Origin of the sequence: Micromonospora sp. MA102 (assembly GCF_025460765.1) — a bacterium.
GTDB classification, from domain to species: Bacteria; Actinomycetota; Actinomycetes; order Mycobacteriales; family Micromonosporaceae; genus Micromonospora; species Micromonospora halotolerans.
The window spans coordinates 88491-108944 of sequence record NZ_JAMWEG010000022.1 but is presented as its reverse complement, the minus strand read 5'-3'; the positions used below and the strand labels follow the sequence as shown (position 1 = coordinate 108944).

Genomic DNA, 20454 nt, shown 5'->3' with positions numbered 1-20454 from the left:
TACCGTCTCCCGACCACCGGCAGGGGCACGATCTGTCAATAGGACTGCCACGCGTCCTGCAACCGAGAGTGCTCACCCGCCAGCGGCTACCGAACCCGAGTCTGCCGCAACCGACCCGGTAGCTCTCATTAGCAACCGTTGACAGCCGATCGGCAACGCCGAAGCGCTGCTCACTGGTCGTAGACCGCTCCCGATTGCTTCCGAGAGCAGGCGGAAGTAGAGAGTGGAGTTCGGTGCGGGCAAGAACCACGTCCCGTTGACCGACCCCGGATATCACCGACAGCACAGGCGCGGCCCGGCTCCAGCGGATCCTGAAGCGGGCTCCTACGGCCCGGTTTGACGCGCGCCCCGCTAGGGAAGGTTCGCGGACACCTCAATGAAGGAGGCTGTATGGAGACGTCCGCTAGCGTCGGGCGCAGTTACCGACAGTCGACACGTCCATCCGGGGCGGCGCATGTTGCAGGGCCGCCCGCGAGGGGGCGAGCCTGATGGCTCGCGTCGGTCGCTACGGAATCCCAGGGTTCGTGTGGTTCCTGATCTGGCTCGTCGTCTGCATCTTGATCGTCATCCTGTTGGCGATGCTCATTCACCACTTCGGAGGCGCCTCGCTATCCCTCAAGCTCGGCCACTTCTACCTGAACATCGGGGTCACCTGACCCGCCAGATCGTCGACACTTCAGCGCCGGTATTGCACCAAGCCGGGTTAGCCGTCACCTTCGGTGACGGCTAACCCGGCTTGGAGGCGAGCAAGCGTTGGGGCCCTGTCTCGCGGACCGATTCGGCCGGTCCCGCCGCGGCTATGGGTCACATGATCAACGCCGTCCGGTCGTACAGCCATCCGCACAGCGAACGACAGCCGCAGCCATCGACGACGCCCGACAACCACGCACGGACTGACCAGAGGCGCGACCGCCTGACTGGTCTTCCGCGATCTTCTTCTGATCCGGCGGACGACCGGTGGTCAGGGATTCGACGACTGCGATGGTGTCCGGCGATCCGCCGTCTTCCGCTGGTGAACGGGCGGCAGGCTTAACCGGGCCTTGTCGCCTCGCCCACCACCACTTTGCCGACCGACGGAAGCGGCGGTCGGCCGAGACCGGTACGCGAGCATGCGGGAGTGGGAGGAAGCCCAGCACGCGGACTTCCTCGAAGAAGCCCAGTGGCGGTTCGGACGGTAACCCGCACTCGACTCGCTCTGCCTGGTACTCGCCATCGTGTCGGGCCCGGTCGCGGCGAGCGCCACGGCAGGCAGCGCGCCCGCCAGCACGAGGCGGCGCAGCCATGACCGAGGTCAGCGCGGCAGGAGCCGGCCGCGCCCTGGACGAGCACCTGGCCGCTCAGGCAGCCCAGATCCCCCGCGGACGGGTGGACTCACCGCACGATGTGGCCCGAGCCGCCCGGTTCTTCATCGCCGAGGACGCGGACTTCGTCACCGGCCAGGTCCGCTACGTCACCGGAGGCCCGCACGGCTGACCGCGCACGCTGCTCAGGACGCACGGCAGGCTCCGGGCGGGGCCGGGTGGCGATGGCGTAGCCCGTGGTGGTGACGCCCAGTGCCACTCCCCAGCAGAGGAACACCAGCAGGGTGCCGGTCACCGCCCACCCCTCACGCACGTCGGACCAGTGCGTCTCGCCGCGGAGAACCTGCCGCACGAGCACCGCGACGCTCAGGATGCCGTAGGTGACCAGCGCCAGCGCCACCACCCCGGCGGGGACCATCGCGAGGAGCGGGGGAACCGGCCTGTCGCGCAGCCGCGGCAGCCAGTGCGGGAACCGCTGCCCCCAGCGTTGTACCAACCCGAGTACGAGCAGGCCGGCCAGCGGCGGGACGAGGGTGATCGCCACGCCTGTCCCTGTCGAAAGGCTCCGGTGGATGTCGTCCAACTCCCGCTGCGAGATCCCGAACGGAACGCCGAGCACCCACAGCCCGTGCGGGACCGCCCAGCCGGCCACCGGCAGGGCCACCGTCACGTACGCCCAGCGGCGGGTCCACCGCGGCACCGGCTGGTAGCCGGTGGCCCGCGCGCCGCGGTGCGGAGCGCAGGCGTTCGTGAGTCCGGCGAACAGCAGACCGCCGGTCGCCAGCACGAGCCGCGCGCCGAGATCGCGCCAGTCCGAGGGGCGTCCCACCAACGCCGCAGGGATCTCGAAGAGCAGATGCAGCGGGAAGGACAGGACCAGGAGCAGCGCGGCCGCCGCCCCGCCACCGGCGACCGAGTAGCGGCCGGGGAACCTGACCAGGCACACGACCAGCACCGCGAGGGCGACACCGACTCCCACCGCTCCCCACCCCGCCCAGAACGGCAGTGTCTCGACCAGATCCGCGCCGCATCCGCCGGTCGGGTCGACCAGATGGGTGCGGTCGCAGGCCGTGTACCCCCACCGGCCACCCGAAATCCAGTACGCCCGCACGGTCACCTCGAAGACGACGAACACGACGCAGGCCACCGCCCACCGCCGGACCTGAACAGCGGCAGCCGGTCGGGGGGAACGACTCGAAAGACCGGACATGTCGACCCCCTGCGGAGCATCGCGGCAACGTGCCGGACCGGTTGCCATGCCATCAGGGACCCGCACCCGCCCGGGCCGTTGCCGCCCCGTCATCGCGTGGCCCGCTCGGCCACGGCCGGTGTGCGCGGCCCGGGACGGACAGGACAAGGATTTCTGGTCATGAGGCCATGCTCCGTGCCGACCGGCGCGGCTGTCCTCCCACCGCGGCGGGACCCGCTCCCTCCAGCGGGGGAGTGCACACCGGGGGAGATTCCTGGCCCGCCGTGTCGTGCTTCCGCAGGGGGCCGACGGCGCGCGTGGCTACGATCAGGCCCGTCGAGGCCGGGGGTCACCGGCACGAGGGAGGCCACGTTGAGCCCGAGCACCGCGCCGCGGACGGTGGCGGACGCGCGCCGCGCCGGCCGGGACTGGCGACGCCAGGTGCCCCGGGCCTTCGCCACGCTGCTCTGGGTGGTCGCGGTGGTCTGCGCGCTGGCCGCGCTGAGCAGCGCCGTCCGTTCCGACATCCAGCCGGTCCGCACCGCCATCGACGCCCTGCTGCTGCCTGCGCCGGCGAACCTGGCGTACGCGGTCTTTCTCGGCACCCTCGCCTCGGCGGTGCTGCGCCGTAAGCGGCTGGCCTACTGGGTGCTGGTCGTCTACTTCACCCTCACCCTGGTCGTCGGCGTGCTGGCCGGCGTGCTGCTGCTGGTGGTCGGCAGCAACGATCTCACCGACGACGCCGGCGAGCGGCTGTTCACCTCGCTGGAGACGGTCGGGGTCTGGGTCGGCATCGCCTTCGCCGCCGGAGCGCTGGCCCTGCTACTGGCCGCCCGGCGGGAGTTCTACGCCCGGGTGCGCGGCGGCAGCGTCTGGCGCGCCCTCGGGGTCTTCCTCGGGCTGGCGGCGGTCGCGGTCGGGCTCGGCTACCTGCTGCTCCTCGTCGAGCCGGGCAGCCTGCGCACCTTGGTGGACCGGCTCGGCTACGCCGTCGAGAAGGTGTTCGGCGGGGCTGTCACCCTGGACGTCACCCGGCAGGGACAGGCGCCCGGCTGGGTCAACCTGCTGCTCGGCGGCTTCGGCGGGATCGCCTTCGTCGCCGGCCTGTTCACCCTGCTCCGGTCGCAGCGGGCCGCCGCCGTGCTGCACCCCGACGAGGAGGAGCGAATCCGGGAACTGCTCGCCCGCCACGGCGGGCGCGACTCGCTCGGCTACTTCGCCACCCGCCGGGACAAGGCGGCGATCTTCTCGGCCAGCGGCAAGGCGGCCATCACCTACCGGGTGGTCAACGGTGTCAGCCTGGCCAGCGGCGACCCGGTGGGGGACCCGGAGGCGTGGGGGCCCGCCATCGAGGCATGGCTCGAACAGACCGGCGCGTACGCCTGGACCCCGGCGGTGATGGGCGCCAGCGAGGCGGGCGCCGGGGCGTACCACCGGCACGGGCTCAAGGTGCTGCACCTGGGCGACGAGGCGATCCTGCTGGCCCGCGAGTTCGATCTGGACGGGCGGGACATGCGCCCGGTCCGCCAGGCCGTGCACCGGGTGCAGCGGGCCGGCTACGTGGCACGGGTGCGCCGGCACGCCGAGATTCCGGCGGGGGAGCTGTCCGAGCTGGCCAGGCTGGCCACGGCCTGGCGGGACACCGAACACGAGCGAGGCTTCTCGATGGCGCTGGGCCGGCTCGGCGACCCGGCGGACGGCGACTGCGTGCTGGTCGAGGCGCGGGACGCGGACGGTCGGGTGCGGGCGTTGCTGTCGCTGAGCCCGTGGGGCGCCGACGGGCTCTCCCTGGACCTGATGCGCCGGGACCGGTCCGCCGAGAACGGGATCACGGAGTTCCTGGTGGCAGCACTGATGGGCGAGGCGCCCCGGCTCGGCGTCGAGCGGGTGTCGCTGAACTTCGCGGTGTTCCGGTCGGTCTTCGAACAGGGCGCGAGGATCGGCGCCGGCCCGGTCATCCGGCTCTGGCGGCACACCCTGCTCTTCTTCTCCCGCTGGTGGCAGCTGGAGTCGCTGTACCTGTCCAACGCCAAGTACCAGCCGCACTGGACGCCGCGCTACCTGTGCTTCGGGGAGCGCCGGGAGCTGGCCCGGGTGGGCCTCGCCGCGGCGGTCGCCGAGGGCTTCCTCGCCCTGCCGGGCGGCCGCCCCACCCCGCTGCACGGCGTGCCGCCGGCCGGCGGCGCAGTGGGCTACGTGCCGCCGGCCGCCGCGACGGTCCGCGCCGTGCCGCCGGAGCCGGCCGCGACGCAGCTGCCCGAGCAGACCCGGGTACGCCTGGCGAAGCTCGACCGGCTGCGCGCCGAGGGCGTCGACCCGTACCCGGTGGGCTTCGCGCGTACCGACGACTGCGCGGCGGTGCGGGCGCGGCACGCCGGGCTGGCGCCGGACACCGGGACCGGGGAGACCGTGTCGGTGGCCGGCCGGGTGCTGCTGGTCCGCGACCACGGGCGGATCTGTTTCGTGACCATCCGGGACGGCAGCGGCGACCTCCAGCTGGTGCTGGAGCACGACCTGCAGCGGTGGCGCGCCACCGTCGACATCGGCGACCACGTCGGGGCCACCGGCGAGGTGTACGCGACCCGGCGCGGCGAGGTGTCGGTGCGGGTGACCGGCTGGCGGCTGACCGCCAAGTGCCTGCGCCCGCTGCCGGACAAGCACCACGGGCTGGCCGATCCGGAGGCCCGGGTCCGGCAGCGCTACCTGGACCTCGCCATCGATCCGGCGGCGCGGGACCTGCTGCGGGCCCGCGGCACCCTCCTGCACAGCCTGCGGCGCTCCCTGGCCGACCGGGACTTCCTGGAGGTGGAGACCCCGATCCTTCAGCGGGTGCACGGCGGCGCGAACGCCCGCCCGTTCGTCACCCACAGCAACGCCTACGACCTGCGGCTGAGCCTGCGCATCGCGCCGGAGCTCTATCTGAAGCGGCTGGCCGTCGGCGGGATGGAGCGGGTGTACGAGCTGGGCCGAGCGTTCCGCAACGAGGGCGTCGACCACAGCCACAACCCGGAGTTCACGGTGCTGGAGGCGTACCAGGCGTATGCGGACTACCACGTGATGCGCGAGCTGGCCCGGGAGCTGATCGTCGCGGCGGCGGTCGCGGTGCACGGGTCGCCGATGGTGCGCCGCCCCGGGACGCGCGACACCGTGGACATCGGCGGCGAGTGGCCGGTCCGTACGGTCAACGAGGCGGTCTCCGCGGCGCTCGGCGAGGAGGTTTCCGCCGACACCGACCTGGCCGCCCTACGCAGCCTCTGCGACACCGGCGGGGTCGCGTACGACCCGCGCTGGGAGCGCGGCGCGGTGCTGCTCGAGCTGTACGAGCGGCTGGTCGAGGCGCGCACCGACGCGCCGACGTTCTACCGGGACTTCCCGGCCGACGTCTCGCCCTTGACCCGGCAGCACCGGGACGACCCGCGGCTGGCGGAGCGGTGGGACCTGGTGGCGTTCGGGATGGAGCTGGGGACCGCGTACTCGGAGCTGGTCGATCCGACGGAGCAGCGGCGCCGGCTCACCGCGCAGTCGTTGCACGCGGCCGGCGGCGACCCCGAGGCGATGGAGCTGGACGAGGACTTCCTCACCGCGCTGGAGTACGCCATGCCGCCCACCGGCGGCCTGGGAATCGGCGTGGATCGGCTGCTCATGCTGCTCACCGGCCGATCGATCCGGGAGACGCTGCCCTTCCCGCTGGTCCGGGACTCCTCGTGAGCCGGGCCCGGGCGCTGCCGGGGCTGGCGCTCGCACTGACCGGAGTCCTCTACTCGTCGTGGCTGATCGGGCCCCTGCTGAACCCGGCGTTCGGTCTCTTCGACGGGTACGCCAGCGAACTGGCCGCCCGGGACCAGCCGTACCACCTGGTGTTCGGCCTGGGCGACCTGGTCGCCGGCGCGCTCGCGTCGGCGACCGGGCTGGCGCTGGCCCGGCGGGCCCGCGGCGGGCTGCGGCGGGCGTGGTGGGCGCTGGTCGCCTTCGGCGTGGCCACCGCACTGGACGGCACGGTGAGCTCGATGGACTGCGCGCCCTCGGTCGACGTGCGGTGCGCCCGGCTGGCGGAGGTGGGCGCGCTGTCGTGGCGGGACCAGTGGCACTCCGTCAGCTCGGCGCTGGCGATCACCGCCGCGCTGGCCTCCCTGCTCGCGCTGCTGGTGAGCCGGCGCGGTCGCCCCGCCTCGTTCCGCTGGGGGCTCGCGGTGGCCGGGGTGCTGCTGGTGGGCACGGCGGGCACGCTGGTCGAGCTGGTCCACCCGGACGCGGCGCTGGGCGCCTGGCAGCGGGTGCAGCTCCTCGGCCTCTCCGGCTGGCTGCTCTACGCCGGCGCCATCGTCGTCACGCAGGGTGACTCCGCGTCCTCGGCTGGCGCCCGGCCATCGAGCGCCGAGCCCGGTCGGCACGAGTACTGATCGCTCATGGTGTGGTGACAACAGCCCTGATCCGGTCATGGGCGCATGACCGGGCCGAGCCGCCAGGCACGGCTACGCCGGTGGCGCGGCGGTCGTCCGGCGGACGACCAGGGCGGGGGAGAGCTTGATCTGGGCCGTGGGCCGGGCCCGGTGGGCGATGCGGTCGAGCAGGAGCCGGGCCGCGTCGGCGCCGATCTCGTGACCGGCCTGGCCGACGCTCGTCAGTGAGATCGGCCGGAGTGCGGCGAAGGTGGTGTTGTCGTAACCGGCTACGGAGATGTCCTCGGGCACGCGGAGGCCGGCCTCGGCGATGGCGTCGAGCCCCATGGCGACGATGTCGGCGCCGGCGAAGATGGCGGTGGGCCGGACCGTTCGGGCGAGTAGCTGCCGGGCGCCGAGGTAACCGCCTGCATGGTTGTAGCGGCTGGAGGCGATGTCGATCGCGTCGGTCAGCCCGCGACGCGCATCGCCTGCCGGTAGCCCTCGGCGCGGATGGCATTGGGCATCTCGGCGAGGCAGTCGGCGCTGGTCTCGTGGTGTTCGATGTGCGCGATTCGGCGGTGTCCGAGGTCGGCGGGGTGGTTGACGACCAGCGCTGCCCCGCTGAGGTCGTCGTCGGCCACCGTGTCGTAGGCATGGGAGCGGCCGTGCCGGGACGACGACGGTGGGCACGACGCCGGCGACATGTTCGAGGTGGGCCCGCGTGGAGACGGCGCGATGAGGATCATGCCGTCCATGCCACGGTCGATCATGGCGTGGATGACGCGGGCCTCGGCGTCCTCGCCGTTGCAGCCGGGGCAGAGGAGCACCTGGTATCTGGCGCCCGCGATCCGGTCGCTGAGGCCGTCCAGGATCTCGGCGAAGAACGGGTTACGGATGTCGGGCAGCATGACGCCGATGGTGAAGGTCTGCCCCGGCTACTTGTCCCGTGGTGCAGCCGGTTCGAATGGCGAATTCTGTGCCAGTCGAGGTAGTGGTTCCAGGCTGGCTCGAAGAACCAGTCACGGGATTCAGGCACTAGCGAACGACGGCATCTCCTTCGTCGTCCTGGTCGACGATGCTGTTTCCGGCGTCCCAGAACCAGGCCGGGAGCCTGCTATCTGCGCTCGTCCGAAGGCTGCTCTTTCGTCAAGTGGAGCAGCCACCCCTCGCCGGTGCGGATGAGCGCGTATCGCCGGCGGCCGGTGCGGCCGTGCAACGTAAACAGCATGCGGCGCTCGGTGCGGTCGTGCTCCTCCCACGTGCCGATGTCGGCGATCGACTTGTCGGCGTCTTCGTAGGTGAGGTGATCAAGGTGGTGGCCGGGCACGGCGATCGCGAGCCGGTTGTCACTGGGATCGTCCGGCAGGCCGCGAGGCACCGCCCATGAGCGCAGCACTCCATTCTCCTCGAGCCGCAGGTCAAAGTGCGGTCGTGGTTTGCGGTGGTGGTGCAGGACGAAGGCGAGTGGCACCTTTGCCATTGTGGGCGCCCGCCGACTCTGCCGCCCGTCGAATGCGCACGCTGAGTGCGTTACCGCTCAACGGTAGAGGCGACCTTTGCGCCGACGAGGTCCTGGTACAACGCCCAGTCCGGCTCGGTCTCGGCTGCGGCGTGCACACCGACGTTCCCGCCGCCGGCGGTGACGTGCCGTTCGAACGCGGCCCTCCTGACGGGGGTTGAGGACGTCGCCGGCGGTGTTGAGGAACAGGCCTGCTCCTCGTCGCCGCCCTCGACGGCCCGCAGGACTCCGACCTGAGGTGACGATGCCCCTCAGGCGAGGGGGACGGTGGTCGCGATGAAGCGGTCGGGGCGCACGATCGTCGCTTTCCCTTTTGCGAACCTATCCACGTCGGCGAAAACGGCGCCGTGCGCGGTGAGCCACGCCCTGGTGCTGGAGTCGAGGCTGCCGGCCTCGCCGGAGATAACGCCCCACCGGTTTCCCAGCAGCGCGTCGAGGTTGGTGCTCCGGCCGTCAACGACGAGCGGGGCATCGGGCAGCTGCCGGGTGCCGTCGGGGAGTCGCTCAGGCGCTGCGGCTGCCCTGGCTACGCGCGCGTCAAGGCCTGGGAGCAACCCTGCGGTCCGCACGAACCCGCGCAGCGCGGCGGCCGTGAAACGGTTGCGGCCGAGCATGACCCGGCCGGTGAGTAACGCCGTGCGGGTCATCCGTGCCACGGCCGGCCGCCGCTCGCGCTCGTAGCGGTCCACGTCGCCGGGCGCGTCGGCCAGCAGCCAGGACAGGGTCGCGACGTCGCGTAGGCCGGCGCCGAGGCCCTGACCGGTGAACGGCGGCATCGAGTGCGCGGCATCGCCGGCGAGCAGCACTCTGCCGCGGCGCCATGCCGAGGCGGTACGGGCGTGGAACGTGAACACCGCGGCCCGCTCGACGCACAGCGCCGCGGGATCCGCCCATGGCTGGATCAGCTCGTCAATCCGCGCCACCATGCCGACCGGGTCCTCGTCGGGCAGCAGCATCCACTCCCACCTCCGAACGCCGGGTCGCTCGAACGTCACCATCGGCCGGGCCGGGTCGAGCACGTGGGAGAACGTCGGCTCGCCAGTGTTGGGCTCATCGGTGCGGGCGTCGACCACCAGCCACGGCTCCGGGTAGCTGACGCCGTCGTAGGAGGCGCCGATCAGGCCCCGCACGGTGCTCGACGCCCCGTCGCAGCCGACGAGCCACGAGGCGGTCAGCGTCGAGCCGTCGTCGAGCGTGACGGCGACGATGTCGTCCGACTGCTCGAGCGCCGTCACCGACCGACCGGTGTGGAGGTGCACCGTGGGCATCTGCGCCAGTCGGTCGCGTAGTGCCCGCTCCAGGCGGGGCTGGTCGAGCATGACGCCAGCCGGGACGCCATCCGCCAGGCGAAGCGTGAGCAGCGGGCGGAGATCGGGGCCGAGCAGTTGCGAACGGCGCAGCGGGGTCGCCCACTCGTCCCAGCCGTCTAGGCCGTCAATGCGGCGGAGGATTCGCTGCACGTGCGAATCGAGGACCGCCGCCCGCGGGTGGGCGTGCGGCCCAGACCGAGCGTCGGACGCCGGATCCACGACGACGACGCGGATACCACGGTCGCCGAGCAATGCGACGAGCACCGCTCCGACCGGTCCACATCCGGCAATCACCACATCCGCGTCCACGGGTTAATGTTCATTGCCAACGCTCATGTTGGGCAAGGCCAGGGCGTGTAGTAGTCACTTGCCGATCCGTTTGCACAAGCCGGCGGGCCGCCCACGGGCCGGTGTGACTTCAGAGTGAACCAGGCCAACCGGGGCTGTGCCGACCCGGCGAAACGCGGTACCAGAGCCCGATCTGTGCGATTCCCGAGCTGACCGCCTGCGAGCCACACGTGGGAGCCGCCGGGGCGAACCGGGCCGGACGCACAGGAACGGATCGAGTTGCCGAGCGTCGGAGGACCAGGACCAGCGGACCGGACCGGACGGCTGGTCTTGGGAGTCTAAGGATCAGATGGCTACCAAGGGGCGCTGTCAGGACGGAGTACATGACCCTCCGAACCGCCCAAGACGTCATCGAAGCCCTCAGCGCCAAGCAAACCTGAATACCGGAGACCTCGTGGCCAGCCTAGCGGCGGCGGAGCGGCATGACCTGAGCGACATCCAGTGGCAGCACCTGCATCCGTTGCTGCCGGCGGAATCGTCGCGGGGAAGACCGTGCAAGTGGACCAGACGACAGATCATCGACGGCATACGGTGGCGGGTACGCACCGGTGCACCTTGGCCCGCGTCCTGGCCGGGCTGCAAGCGAGCCGGTCGTGTACGTCGAGATCGGTCTTGACGATCTTGCTCGCGAGCGAGCCGAGGCTGCAGCCGGCCTCGAACGGACGCCCCGAGAGGACTTAGAAGTCCGTCCAGTCCTGGAACGCCTCGACGGTGTCGAAGCTGGCAAAGCGTTCGCTGCGATGGAAGCCGAGGACGCTGTCGGCCTGCCAGTCGATGACCGCCAGGACGAGGCTCTCGTTGGTGGGGAAGTAGTGACTCAGCTGCGATCCACTCACGCCTGCAGCAGCGGACGAGCTCGTTGTTGGTTGCGTGGGCCCCTTTGCCGTAGATCAACGCCGCCGCCTGCTCCAGTATCCGCTCGCGCGTGGCCTGGCCCTTGGGAGTGAGCTTCTGGGCCGCCTCCGCCCCGTTGTTCACCTACATGTAATCAACGTAACTCGAACTGGGCTTGAAAACCCACTTTCGATGGTGTTCACTCAAGCGGGTGGACTAAATAGTCCAATAAGTCACGCGTTGGCCCACGAGTGCCGGAATCCGCTCGCGCGTGGCCTGGCCCTTGGGAGTGAGCTTCTGGGCTGCCTACACCCGGTTGGCTCCCTGCTTGTAATCAACGTAACACGAACTGGGCTTGGAAACCCATTTTCGATGGTGTTCACTCAAGCAAGTGGACCAAACAGTCCAGTGGCGTCATCCCCGGAGGTTCATCACCATGTCTCGCCTGACCGCTCCCGCGCGCGCCGACATCGACGCAAAGACGCAGGGCGCCCTCGACGCCATCGCGAAGCAGTTCGGCTTCGCGCCCAGCATGTTCACCACGCTCGCCGCGAACCCGACCGTGCTCGAGATCGTGATGGGCCTGCAGGGCAGCATCGCGAAGCTCCTGGACGCGAAGACGCGCCACACGATCGCCCTCGCGGTCTCTCAGTCGAACGGCTGCCACTACTGCCAGGCACTCCACGGTTTCATCTCGTCGAACCTCGGCGGTATGTCGGCGGAGGAGATTGAGCTCGCCCGCATGGGCACGTCCAGCGACCCGAAGCGCGCCGCCGTCGCGAAGTTCGCGCAGCACGTGATCGAGACGCGCGGCCAGGTCAGCGACCAGGACCTCGCAGCGATCCGCGAGGTCGGGTATATCGACCCGGAGATCCAGGCGATCGTCACGATCGTGGTCGTCACCCTGCTCACGAACTACCTCAACAACGTCAGCGACGCCGTCGTCGACGTCCCCGGCGCCGACCACCAGTCGGCCTGAACTTCCTCTCCGCCCGCCGTTCAAACGAAGGAAAGCACGATGTTGAATCTCGACAAGCTGATCACGAAGCACCTCACCCGCTACTTCGACCCGAGCAAGAGGATCCCGGAGGAGACGTTCCAGCAGCTGCTGCGTTACCTGCGCACCTCGCCGACGACGATCAACATCCAGCCGAACCGTTTCCACGTGCTGGAGACGCAGGATGGCAAGGACAAGCTCGCGGACGCACTGATCGGCCGCTTCGCGGACAACGCGGAGAAGGTGCGCAACGCGTCGCACGCCATCGTCTTCACGACGCGCAAGGACATCCCCGACACGCACCTGCAGGAGATCTTCGAGAAGGAGCGCGCCGACGGGCGCTTCGCCGACCCGGAGATCCAGAAGGGATGGGAGGCGGGCGCCTCCAACTTCGTTGAGATCCAGACAAAGAACTATGGCGGGAACGTGCTCCACTGGCTTGAGAAGAACACCTACCTCGTCGTCGGCGCCACGATGATGGCCGCCGCATCCCTCGGGGTGGACGCGACGCCGATGGAGGGCTTCGACCGCAAGACCGTGGACGCGGCCTTCGACCTGACTGACACCGACTACACGACCACGCTGCTTCTGGTGCTCGGCTACCCCGACGAGGCTCGGATCTCCCGCCAGCCGGTCTCGCGGTTCGACGCGGAGAAGATCTTCACGCACATGTGACGGACGGGGCGGACATCGGACCGCGGTGCCGGCCCCGTTCACTTCGACTCGGTTGCCCGGCGTCCGCACCTCCTCGACGGAGGCTGGGCAGTCGACCCCCTGAGGACTTCGAGGAGGTCAAGATGCAGATTGATAAGGCAGCGCAGGATCGAGCCGCGGCCCGCGCTGCCGAGCTTCCCGGCTCCGAGCACACACACCAGTTCGCCGGCGACTGGGAGGTATGGAAAGTCGGCGGCAAGGTGTTCATGCTGCAGACGTCCATGCCCGGCGAGCCCGTCGTGATCCTGAAAGCGGATCCAACCGACGCGGAGGCGCTCCGCGCAGCTCACGCGAGCATCTCGCCCGGCTACCACATGAACAAGAAGCACTGGATCACGGTGCGGGCGGGCGCGGACGTCGAGCCCGCGCTTGTCGACAATCTCGTGACCGAGTCGTACCTCCTCGTCGTTGCCGGCCTACCGAAGCAGAGCCGTCCCGTCAATCCGGCTTCGTTCCGCGTCCCGCCCTCCGCCGACTGATCACGCTGGCGCCGACCGCGCCCAGAGCGCTGTTGCCCCTCATCCGAGCAGCGCCCGCACCGGCGCATGGCGCCCTTACGTGGCCGGCCGCAACGACGAGGACCTCGCCGTCGGCGTCCTCATCGAGGCACACGTCCTTCGACGACCGCCCGATCGAAGCCCACCTGCCGATGAAATACCCTGGTCAAACGCACGCCGTGTTCCGATCTTCGGTTCCTGACCTTCGAGAAGCCAGAAACCTTTGCTGATCTTGGGACTTCGCCCAACATCAGTGGCCCCTTCGGGGCAGCCTCCCCTGGCGGGTAGGTGCGGTGCCGGCCGGGCGGTCCGTACGGTGTGAGAGTGATCGATGATTTCAGTGCGCGGTACGCGGAGCTGGTAACGGGTTCCTACGACTGTGTGGACCGGCAGAATCTGGCGAAGCCGCAGGTACAGCAACGACGCGCTCATGGGCACGAGCATGCGGCTGCGCAGGGCTCCGGCTCGCACAGAACCGCACTTCAGACAGCCGAACCGAGTATTCGAGCCCCGCACGCCCGCTGCAGCGGCACCCCCCGGCGAGGGCGGTGCGCAGCCGGTCGATGTCCAGCCGCCCGCAGGCGAGGGCGTCATACAACGCCCCGTGACCCCGACGGTGCTCACCCACCAGCGACAACTCCACCAACGACCGGACCGGCCCATCGGCGCACAACGCGGCGTCCGTCAGGTCGAACAACGCGTCAGCACGCACGGTCAAGCAGCGGTAAAACTCCCGCCGGAACTTCTCCAGGCCTCTCGGAGGTTAGATCAAGTTGGGGCTGTGCGAACGGCCCGACTCACCGCAGCGGGCCGTCGCCGGGGCCGTTGGGGTCGTCGACCAGGTGAATCGCGGCTTCTTCGGCGCTCGCGGCACCCGCGTCGATTCCGGCGTCCCACGCCACTAACTCGGCCTCCTCGTCCGCGCCCAGACCCTCGTCGTAGGCGACGAGGCGCCCCGCGCGCGTCTCCCGCTCGTACCCCCGCCGGGCCAACTCATCCTCGTCGTCGGCCACCTCGGCGTACGGATCGAGGTCCGGCTCCTCCTGGCCCAGCAGTTGATCGAGGGACTCGCCCGCCCGCTGCTCGGCGATGGTGGTGCCGAAGCGGTTCGCGCCCGTCCAGTGATCTGCGGCTACGATGCCGGTATCGAGGGGATCACTGACGCGATCGTCGTCCAGCGTGTCCGAGGCGTCCAGGACCCCGTCGTCCTCGATCGCGTCCCACTCCTCGACGGGCTCGATGCTCTCGGTCTGGCTCACGGCCGTCTCTCCTTCGTAAGACTCCAGCGATGGTGGAAACTGGGATGTTTCCTGCCGATCTTGAAACTGGTTGGGTTAGTGAGGTCTGCCGCGGGTGTCAGGCGGCCTCGGGGCGGATGTTCCGGTACCGGCCGTCGCCTGTTTTGCCGATCAAGGAAACCTCACGTGACGAGAGCGACCGCCTGCCCGGGATTGGCCGGCGGACCGGCCCGTCTTCGCGGCTACGGCCCTACCCCCTGCCGAAGCCGATGATCAAAACGTCGGCGTGAAAAGTGCTGTTCGCAGTACCCATGTCTCCGGTTTCTACCGAAGCTTATTCGGCAGTAATGGGCACCCGTACCTGCCCTCTTGCAGGGCGTACGCGCATCAGGTCGGCTGCCGTCGCGATGATCCGAGACCTCGTCTTCGCGCCACGCGCCGTCAACCGCGGGGCCGTGGCCTGGCTTGAGCGCTCCTCCACGCGGCCCTTCTACTGACCGCCCTCCCGCTGACAGGCCTCGTCATGCGGACGAGGAGAGTGCCCTGAGCCAGGCGTCGCGCAACCTCACACGAGGTAACCGAACGAATCGTAACTCGACGTATGGCTGCAATCTCGTCCAGTCACACGTACCGGCCGTCGTAGCGGACTCCGCTCTGGGTATCCGTGAAGCTGACGCCCACCCGCACTCCGTTCTCGACGATCCACCGAATTGTGTACGCCGCCCGGTACGTCGGCGGCCAGAATGAAGAGAAGGTACCGTCACCGGTAACAGACCACTCGCCAGTTGATGGTGTGCCCCTGTCGACGTAAGTCGTTCGACCATCCGCCGTGAACGATTGAGTTGCACCGTCGTGGAACACAAGCTGTGCAGCGGTCAGGGCGGCGATCATGTCCACCGCATCGACCGGCTGGCCATCGACAACGTCCCCACCGGAGGGAACCGGGTCCATCGAACTCTCCTGACATCGGGCAAGACACTGGCCGCCGCCATCTCGCAGCGGCGACGACATGTCGAACGACCAACTCGCAACAATCTCTAGCCGCACCGTATGGACGCTATAGTCCACTATATGCTCGCTGCGGAGGCATCCGCCAGGTGGGGGACGCACCGTCACAACCGTCCGGCTGCTGCTGCAGGCCGCCGGTCAGCGGGGCTTGCAGACCGGTGCCACGCCAGCCTACCCTGGACGCGATGGTCCAGTTAATATATCCCGGAATGCGGGCGACCACGTTCCTACCGGGGAGAATTTCATCACCGGGACACTCGCTGGCGATGACGTCATGGGCGGGTACCACATCGACATCGACCGGCCGAGTGGAAGCACGGGTGGCAGCGGGATCACGGCCGCTCCGCCGCTTGGGGAGGGGCGCATGGCAGTGATCACCCGCGGCTTCGGCGGCCGCAGACGCGACGACACCGACCTCCCGCCCGGCCAGTACCGCACGGACGACTTCCCGGTGCTGTCGGCGGGACCGACACCGCGCATCGGCCTCGACGAGTGGCAGCTCGCCGTGGTGACCGAGACTGGCGAGCGGAGCACGTGGTCATGGGCGGAGTTCACCGCCCTTCCCGCCGACGAGCCGACCGTGGACATCCATTGCGTCACGCGCTGGTCGAAGTTCGGCACGAGTTGGCGAGGCGTCTCGGTGGACACGTTGCTGGCCGACGTCGAGACTGCGGCCGAGTACGTCGTCGCCCACTCCTACGGCGGCTACACCACGAACGTCCCGCTCGAGGATCTTCTCGACGGACAGGCCTGGGTGGCGTACGAGTTCGACGGCGAGCCGTTGGCGCCGGTGCACGGCGGGCCAGCTCGTCTCCTCATTCCTCATCTGTACTTCTGGAAGAGCGCGAAATGGCTGCGCGCACTGGAACTGCGTCTCGACGACGAGCCCGGGTTCTGGGAGACGGCCGGCTACCACAATGACGGGGACCCATGGCGCGAGCAGCGGTACCGGGAAGACTGACCTGGCAGCCGGCGACCATCGCCGCCACCCGCGCGGAGAACGCGACGGCGCGGACCCTGATCCTCGACGTTGACGGCTGGACAGGCCACGTGCCGGGCCAGCACGTCGACGTCCGGTTGACGGCTCCCGACGGCTACACGGCGTACCGCAGCTACTCGATCTCGTCCGCCCCGGGGCCCGACCGCTTCGAGGTGACCGTCCAGGCGGTGACCGACGGTGAGGTCTCGCCGTACCTCGTCGACGTTGCAGAGCCGGGTGACCAACTCGAGATCCGTGGACCGCTCGGCGGCTGGTTCGTACGCCGACCCGCCGATCCGCGCCCGGCGTTGCTGATCGGCGGCGGGTCCGGCGTGGCGCCCCTGATGTCGATGGTGCCTGCGGCAACGAATCCCACCAGGCTGCTCTACTCGACCCGATCCCCGTCCGATGCGCTGTTCACCGCGGATCTTGCAACTGCACGAGCCGCAGCCGATGGGCGCGTCGCCGTCACACACGTCTATACCAGGGTCGCGCCCCCCGGCTGGCCGGCCCCACCCCGACGACTGGACGCGGACGCCCTCGCCCGCGTCGCCTGGCCCCGCGACGCCGACGCTGTGGCGTTCGTCTGCGGGCCCACCGGATTCGTCGCGACCGTTGCCGACCTCCTCGTCGACATCGGCCACGATTCCGCGAACATCCGCACCGAACGTTTCGGACCCACCGGAGGATGACCATGTCTGTGAGCGCTGTCTGACGACAGGCGAGCGGCCTCTGCGATCAACGCAGCCATTCCCAGCCTAATATCAGCAGGTCGACGAGTTTGTTGGCGGCCTTGCACCACACGCCACTGGCACCGTCAACGACTGCGCGGCGTGGCCTCACCCCAACAGCGTGCCGGAATGTGGTCACACGGTGGCGCGCCGGCGGTAGCGGGCCATCTTGTCGCGGCTGCCGCAGACCTCCATGGAGCACCAACGGCGGCTGCCCGCCCGCGAGGTGTCCAGGTAGAGCAGCGTGCACGTGTCGCTGGAGCATTCGCGCAGGCGGTTGGCGCGGGAGCCGCCCAGCAGGTCAACGCCGTCGCGAGCCACGACCGCCAGCAGCCCGCCGGCGGTGGGTTTCACGAGGCGCTTCGCCGAACCGTCCGCCGTGAGCCGGACCGCGGGTGCCGTCTTGGCCGCCCAGCGGTTCACCACATCGATGGCTCGTCGGTCAAGCGGTTCCTGGAAGACCCGGCCACGCATCAGCCGGGAGAGGGCTTCGCGCAGCTCATGGGCGCTGCGGAGGGTCGAGGCGGAAACCGGCACGGTGATGTCGGTCAGACCCGCCTCGATGAACCAGCGCGCGAGATCGGCCGGGGCAGGGATGCGTTCGACGCTGGGGCCGCGCCAGCGCAGGCCGTGCGTCGCGGTGAAGTCGACCGAAAGCCGCCCGCCGACGAACCGGAAGGCCGCCTCATCCTGAAACACCGCTCGATGATACCGGTTCAACCGGTAACCCAGATCACTCCGCACATGCTGTTGTGTTACCGGATCGACCAGTAACGTCTCGGCGCATGAGGATTCTTGTCGTCGGGGCGGGCGCGACCGGAGGCTACTTCGGCGCTCAGCTCCAGCAGGCCGGCCGGGACGTCACCTTCCTCGTCCGGCCCAGGCGCGCCGCCGTGCTCCGCGAGCGCGGGCTGCGGATCACCGGCCTGGGGACCGAGACCGTGCTCACGCCACGGCTGCTCACCGCCGCCGAGATCGACGGGCATTACGACGTCGTGCTCGTTTCGGTGAAGGCCACCGCGCTGCCGGCGGCGATCGACGACATCACCGCTGCGGTCGGCCCGCGTACCACGGTGATCCCGTTCCTGAACGGCATGGCGCACTTGGACGCGCTGAACGAGCGGTTCGATGCGGACGCCGTGCTCGGCGGCGTGGTCCGCGTCCTGACCATGCTCGACGCCGAGGGTGACATCGTCCGGCTGGGCGCCCTTGCCGAGATCGTCATCGGCGAGCAGCAGGGTGGCGCGTCGCAGCGCGTCGAGGAGATCGCGGAAGTGCTGTCCGGCGCGGGATTCGACTTGTCCGTCTCGCCGGACATCCGCAGAGCCATGTGGCACAAGTGGGTCTTCATCAGCACACTCGGCGCCCTCAACACCCTGGTACGCGGTTCGGTGGGCGACGCCGAGGCAGTCCCCGGAGGTGACCGCCTCGGCGCGCAGATCGCCGCCGAGGCCGCGGCCATCGCCGCAGCTGCCGGGTACCCGGTGCCGAAGCAGGTCCTCGACAACGTCCAGGCCTTCGTCACCCGGCCCGGCTCGGCCGACACCGCCTCGCTCTACCGGGACCTGATCGCCCGGCAGCCGACCGAGGCCGAGCACATCTTCGGCGACCTCACGGCGCAGGCCCGTGCGCTCGGCGTACCCACTCCTCTGCTGGACGCCACGACGGTGGCTCTGCGCGTGCACGAAGAGCGCCTCAGCTGCGGATAGTCTGCTGTCACCCAGGCTCAGCCGCCGCCTGGCCCACGTCTGTCGTCCCTAGCTGATTAATGCCCTGAAGATTCAGCGGTCGTAGGCGATGAGTGATCGCTTCACGGGTGCGTCGATGGTCCAGTTGTGCCAGATGACAGTGGCATCGGCGCGTGCGGCGAGCTGATCGTGGTCTCAGTCGGGTGGGTGGCGGCTTGCCGAGGACTCGCCGGGCACGCGGCGCAGGCGGAGCAGCGTGGCGCCGGCGGTCAGGACGAGCAGCGCGAGGGCCGTCGCCGCGACCGTCCACGGGCCGAGGCCGGCAAGCCAGCCACTGGCCCCAGCGCGTACGCCACGAACAGTCCGACGCCGGAGAAGGCGGAGCCGGCGCGGAAGCCGCCGACCACGACGGCCAGGAACGGGCCGATGGTGCAGCCGAGCGAGGCGACCGCGTACGCCGCCGGCGCGGCGAGCGGCCCGAACGTGCCGAACACCGCGACGAAGCCGACGGTCATCGCGCCGGTGAGCGCGAGCGCCCGGCCGATCGGCGGGAACGGCCCCGATCGGCCGCCGGTTCATCGCTCAGCACCAGCATCGACAGGTATGCGGGCAGCAGCGGCGAAGCCGCACGGGTTGACCGCGGCTAGCAGCCCGGCGCCCAACGCCCAGCGAGTGGACGACCGTCCCGGCGGAGCCCAGCAGCATATAGTGCTCCTGACCGGTCACCTTGAACCGGCGCCACACCTGGCCGTCGTCGTCGGCCAGGTTGGGGAAGCGGCCGATGCCGGTATCCTGCGCGAACCGCCGCATCGCCTCGTCGCCGCTACCGAGTCCGCCGACACCGGCAAGGTTGACCCTGCCGGCGTTGTCCCGCTGCACGACTGCCACCTTGTCGGCCACCGCACGACGGCGGGTGCACCAGGCCGCCCAGAACCACACCACCGCGGGCTTGCCGGCATGGCTGCCGCCCGCGAAGGTGCCGCCGTCGAGCGTCCGGGCACTGAACGAGATCGTCTCGGGCGGTGCGGTGGCGTTCCACCGGACGGCATGGCGGCCGGCGTGGTCGTGGTGGTCGGCTTCGCGGCGGTGCTCGCGCCGCGGGGGCGCTGTTCGGCGGCTCCCTGGCGCCGCCGCGGGCGCGGCAACGATGGGGTGTCTGTGCGCGCACTCCAGCATGGCCGGCCGCGGCGGGGCCATGGTGTCAGGCGTGGGAGCGCAGGTAGCGCACCAGCCCGGCGACGTCCTCCGGTACGAGGCGGCCGATGGCGCCGCTGGAGTAGACGGCGTTGAGTACGGAGCCGTCCGGGCCGAGGACGAAGCCGGTCGACTGCAGGTGACGGCGGTCGTCGTTGAGGTACGCGCCGGTCAGGGCGGCGACCTGCTCGGCGTCCGCGCTGTGGCCGACGGGGAACGCGAGGTGGTGCTTATCGACCAGCGCCTTGGTGGTTGGTTCTTCGTCGACGGAGAGCGCGGCGACCCGCACGTCGAGTGCGGTGAGGGTGTCGGTGGCGCGCTGGAACGCCGCGAGCTGGGCGGTGCAGTAGGGGCACCAGGAGCCCCGGTAGATCAGTACGACGCCGTAGTGCCCGGCGAACTCGTCGGGTAGCCGGAGGGTGCCCCCGCCGGTACGGGGCACCTCGAGGGTCGGAAGGTCTGGCCGTTGTCGAGTCGAGCCATGGTGTGTCTCCTTGTCAGCCGGTCCACGATCACCTTGAGTCA

Annotated in this window: 20 protein-coding genes and 6 pseudogenes; 11 read left to right on the top strand and 15 right to left on the bottom strand. The window is 69.9% G+C overall.

The features are described 5' to 3' along the window. Positions 1 to 524 precede the first annotated feature (524 nt). Together NFX44_RS29825 and NFX44_RS33400 are read left to right on the top strand one after the other, a co-directional pair. Positions 525 to 656, top strand: a complete 132-nt coding sequence (locus NFX44_RS29825; protein WP_255509887.1) for a hypothetical protein — start codon at positions 525 to 527, stop codon at positions 654 to 656. A 325-nt stretch (positions 657 to 981) separates the two neighbouring features. Further along, positions 982 to 1473, top strand: coding sequence for an SDR family oxidoreductase (locus NFX44_RS33400; RefSeq protein ID WP_369015350.1), 492 nt, complete (start codon positions 982 to 984; stop codon positions 1471 to 1473). Here the strand turns inward: NFX44_RS33400 and NFX44_RS29820 are convergent. Then, the gene (locus tag NFX44_RS29820) at positions 1372 to 2448 is read right to left on the bottom strand and encodes a hypothetical protein (RefSeq protein ID WP_262286925.1); all 1077 of its coding nucleotides are present in this window, start codon (positions 2446 to 2448) and stop codon (positions 1372 to 1374) included. The genes NFX44_RS33400 and NFX44_RS29820 overlap by 102 nt on opposite strands. A gap of 414 nt (positions 2449 to 2862) precedes the next feature. On the opposite strand from NFX44_RS29820, the gene lysX reads away from it, so the two are divergent. Both lysX and NFX44_RS29810 read left to right on the top strand, forming a co-directional pair. Next, on the top strand, positions 2863 to 6198 hold the full coding sequence (gene lysX, locus NFX44_RS29815) for a bifunctional lysylphosphatidylglycerol synthetase/lysine--tRNA ligase LysX (RefSeq protein WP_262286924.1): 3336 nt from the start codon (positions 2863 to 2865) through the stop codon (positions 6196 to 6198). After that, positions 6195 to 6890 carry a DUF998 domain-containing protein gene (locus NFX44_RS29810; protein WP_262286923.1) on the top strand — a complete coding sequence of 232 codons (696 nt, stop codon included), beginning with the start codon at positions 6195 to 6197 and terminating at the stop codon, positions 6888 to 6890. The genes lysX and NFX44_RS29810 overlap by 4 nt, the downstream gene beginning before the upstream one ends. Positions 6891 to 6962: 72 nt before the next feature. Here the strand turns inward: NFX44_RS29810 and NFX44_RS33310 are convergent, their stop codons facing one another. The 5 genes from NFX44_RS33310 to NFX44_RS29790 all read right to left on the bottom strand — a co-directional run bounded on the left by NFX44_RS33310 (position 6963) and on the right by NFX44_RS29790 (position 10010). Continuing rightward, complete coding sequence (locus NFX44_RS33310) at positions 6963 to 7325, bottom strand: substrate-binding domain-containing protein (protein WP_315974653.1); 363 nt, start codon at positions 7323 to 7325, stop codon at positions 6963 to 6965. Positions 7326 to 7339: 14 nt separating this feature from the next. After that, entirely contained in the window at positions 7340 to 7780 is a 441-nt protein-coding gene (locus NFX44_RS33305) for a substrate-binding domain-containing protein (protein ID WP_315974652.1), read from the bottom strand. A 206-nt stretch (positions 7781 to 7986) separates the two neighbouring features. Then, on the bottom strand, positions 7987 to 8352 hold the full coding sequence (locus tag NFX44_RS29800; protein ID WP_262286922.1) for a DNA polymerase ligase N-terminal domain-containing protein: 366 nt from the start codon (positions 8350 to 8352) through the stop codon (positions 7987 to 7989). Between the two features lie 50 nt (positions 8353 to 8402). Then, a complete protein-coding gene (locus NFX44_RS29795; RefSeq protein WP_262286927.1) occupies positions 8403 to 8615 on the bottom strand; it encodes a ThuA domain-containing protein in 213 nt (70 codons plus the stop codon). Between the two features lie 27 nt (positions 8616 to 8642). After that, on the bottom strand, positions 8643 to 10010 hold the full coding sequence (locus tag NFX44_RS29790; protein WP_262286921.1) for an FAD-dependent monooxygenase: 1368 nt from the start codon (positions 10008 to 10010) through the stop codon (positions 8643 to 8645). Between the two features lie 433 nt (positions 10011 to 10443). Between NFX44_RS29790 and NFX44_RS29785 the strand changes: the two are divergent. After that, positions 10444 to 10608, top strand: a pseudogene (locus tag NFX44_RS29785) (transposase); the annotation flags it as partial. A gap of 118 nt (positions 10609 to 10726) precedes the next feature. On the opposite strand, the gene NFX44_RS29780 reads toward NFX44_RS29785, so the two are convergent. Next, the gene (locus NFX44_RS29780) at positions 10727 to 10885 is read right to left on the bottom strand and encodes a hypothetical protein (protein ID WP_262286920.1); all 159 of its coding nucleotides are present in this window, start codon (positions 10883 to 10885) and stop codon (positions 10727 to 10729) included. A gap of 434 nt (positions 10886 to 11319) precedes the next feature. On the opposite strand from NFX44_RS29780, the gene NFX44_RS29775 reads away from it, so the two are divergent. The 3 genes from NFX44_RS29775 (at position 11320) to NFX44_RS29765 (ending at position 13073) form a co-directional block, all read left to right on the top strand. Further along, positions 11320 to 11862, top strand: coding sequence for a carboxymuconolactone decarboxylase family protein (locus NFX44_RS29775; protein ID WP_262286919.1), 543 nt, complete (start codon positions 11320 to 11322; stop codon positions 11860 to 11862). Positions 11863 to 11901: 39 nt separating this feature from the next. Beyond that, positions 11902 to 12555, top strand: coding sequence for a nitroreductase family protein (locus NFX44_RS29770; protein WP_254336821.1), 654 nt, complete (start codon positions 11902 to 11904; stop codon positions 12553 to 12555). A 122-nt stretch (positions 12556 to 12677) separates the two neighbouring features. After that, positions 12678 to 13073 carry an MmcQ/YjbR family DNA-binding protein gene (locus NFX44_RS29765; protein ID WP_254336335.1) on the top strand — a complete coding sequence of 132 codons (396 nt, stop codon included), beginning with the start codon at positions 12678 to 12680 and terminating at the stop codon, positions 13071 to 13073. Between the two features lie 533 nt (positions 13074 to 13606). Here the strand turns inward: NFX44_RS29765 and NFX44_RS33300 are convergent. The 3 genes and pseudogenes from NFX44_RS33300 to NFX44_RS29750 form a co-directional block, all read right to left on the bottom strand. After that, a pseudogene (locus NFX44_RS33300) lies at positions 13607 to 13842 on the bottom strand (transposase); the annotation flags it as partial. 46 nt (positions 13843 to 13888) lie between these two features. Beyond that, complete coding sequence (locus NFX44_RS29755; RefSeq protein ID WP_254336331.1) at positions 13889 to 14350, bottom strand: DUF5709 domain-containing protein; 462 nt, start codon at positions 14348 to 14350, stop codon at positions 13889 to 13891. A 600-nt stretch (positions 14351 to 14950) separates the two neighbouring features. Continuing rightward, positions 14951 to 15280, bottom strand: coding sequence for a hypothetical protein (locus NFX44_RS29750; RefSeq protein WP_262286917.1), 330 nt, complete (start codon positions 15278 to 15280; stop codon positions 14951 to 14953). 421 nt (positions 15281 to 15701) lie between these two features. Between NFX44_RS29750 and NFX44_RS29745 the strand changes: the two genes are divergently transcribed. Beyond that, on the top strand, positions 15702 to 16298 hold the full coding sequence (locus NFX44_RS29745) for a molybdopterin-dependent oxidoreductase (protein ID WP_262286916.1): 597 nt from the start codon (positions 15702 to 15704) through the stop codon (positions 16296 to 16298). Then, on the top strand, positions 16268 to 17008 hold the full coding sequence (locus NFX44_RS29740; RefSeq protein WP_262286915.1) for an FAD-binding oxidoreductase: 741 nt from the start codon (positions 16268 to 16270) through the stop codon (positions 17006 to 17008). Before NFX44_RS29745 ends, NFX44_RS29740 begins: the two co-directional genes overlap by 31 nt. Positions 17009 to 17182: 174 nt before the next feature. Here the strand turns inward: NFX44_RS29740 and NFX44_RS29735 are convergent, their stop codons facing one another. Further along, positions 17183 to 17746, bottom strand: coding sequence for an ABATE domain-containing protein (locus NFX44_RS29735; RefSeq protein WP_262286914.1), 564 nt, complete (start codon positions 17744 to 17746; stop codon positions 17183 to 17185). 86 nt (positions 17747 to 17832) lie between these two features. Here NFX44_RS29735 and NFX44_RS29730 point away from each other — a divergent pair, with 86 nt between their 5' ends. After that, a complete protein-coding gene (locus NFX44_RS29730; protein WP_262286913.1) occupies positions 17833 to 18756 on the top strand; it encodes a ketopantoate reductase family protein in 924 nt (307 codons plus the stop codon). Between the two features lie 72 nt (positions 18757 to 18828). On the opposite strand, the pseudogene NFX44_RS29725 reads toward NFX44_RS29730, so the two are convergent. The 4 pseudogenes from NFX44_RS29725 to NFX44_RS29710 form a co-directional block, all read right to left on the bottom strand. After that, positions 18829 to 18927, bottom strand: a pseudogene (locus NFX44_RS29725) (IS982 family transposase); the annotation flags it as partial. Positions 18928 to 18930: 3 nt separating this feature from the next. Continuing rightward, a pseudogene (locus NFX44_RS29720) lies at positions 18931 to 19442 on the bottom strand (hypothetical protein). Continuing rightward, positions 19405 to 19796: pseudogene (locus NFX44_RS29715) on the bottom strand (redoxin domain-containing protein); the annotation flags it as partial. The pseudogenes NFX44_RS29720 and NFX44_RS29715, both read right to left, overlap by 38 nt. Positions 19797 to 19936: 140 nt before the next feature. Next, positions 19937 to 20412, bottom strand: a pseudogene (locus NFX44_RS29710) (peroxiredoxin family protein). Positions 20413 to 20454: the final 42 nt, after the last annotated feature.

Excerpts from the sequence above, each read along its gene's own strand:
- NFX44_RS33400 (WP_369015350.1), top strand. The coding sequence starts at position 982 with ATGGTGTCCGGCGATCCGCCGTCTTCCGCTGGTGAACGGGCGGCAGGC.
- NFX44_RS33305 (WP_315974652.1), bottom strand. The coding sequence starts at position 7,780 with ATGCTGCCCGACATCCGTAACCCGTTCTTCGCCGAGATCCTGGACGGC.
- NFX44_RS29800 (WP_262286922.1), bottom strand. The coding sequence starts at position 8,352 with ATGGCAAAGGTGCCACTCGCCTTCGTCCTGCACCACCACCGCAAACCA.
- NFX44_RS29775 (WP_262286919.1), top strand. The coding sequence starts at position 11,320 with ATGTCTCGCCTGACCGCTCCCGCGCGCGCCGACATCGACGCAAAGACG.
- NFX44_RS29770 (WP_254336821.1), top strand. The coding sequence starts at position 11,902 with ATGTTGAATCTCGACAAGCTGATCACGAAGCACCTCACCCGCTACTTC.
- NFX44_RS29765 (WP_254336335.1), top strand. The coding sequence starts at position 12,678 with ATGCAGATTGATAAGGCAGCGCAGGATCGAGCCGCGGCCCGCGCTGCC.
- NFX44_RS29750 (WP_262286917.1), bottom strand. The coding sequence starts at position 15,280 with ATGGACCCGGTTCCCTCCGGTGGGGACGTTGTCGATGGCCAGCCGGTC.
- NFX44_RS29745 (WP_262286916.1), top strand. The coding sequence starts at position 15,702 with ATGGCAGTGATCACCCGCGGCTTCGGCGGCCGCAGACGCGACGACACC.
- NFX44_RS29740 (WP_262286915.1), top strand. The coding sequence starts at position 16,268 with ATGGCGCGAGCAGCGGTACCGGGAAGACTGACCTGGCAGCCGGCGACC.
- NFX44_RS29730 (WP_262286913.1), top strand. The coding sequence starts at position 17,833 with ATGAGGATTCTTGTCGTCGGGGCGGGCGCGACCGGAGGCTACTTCGGC.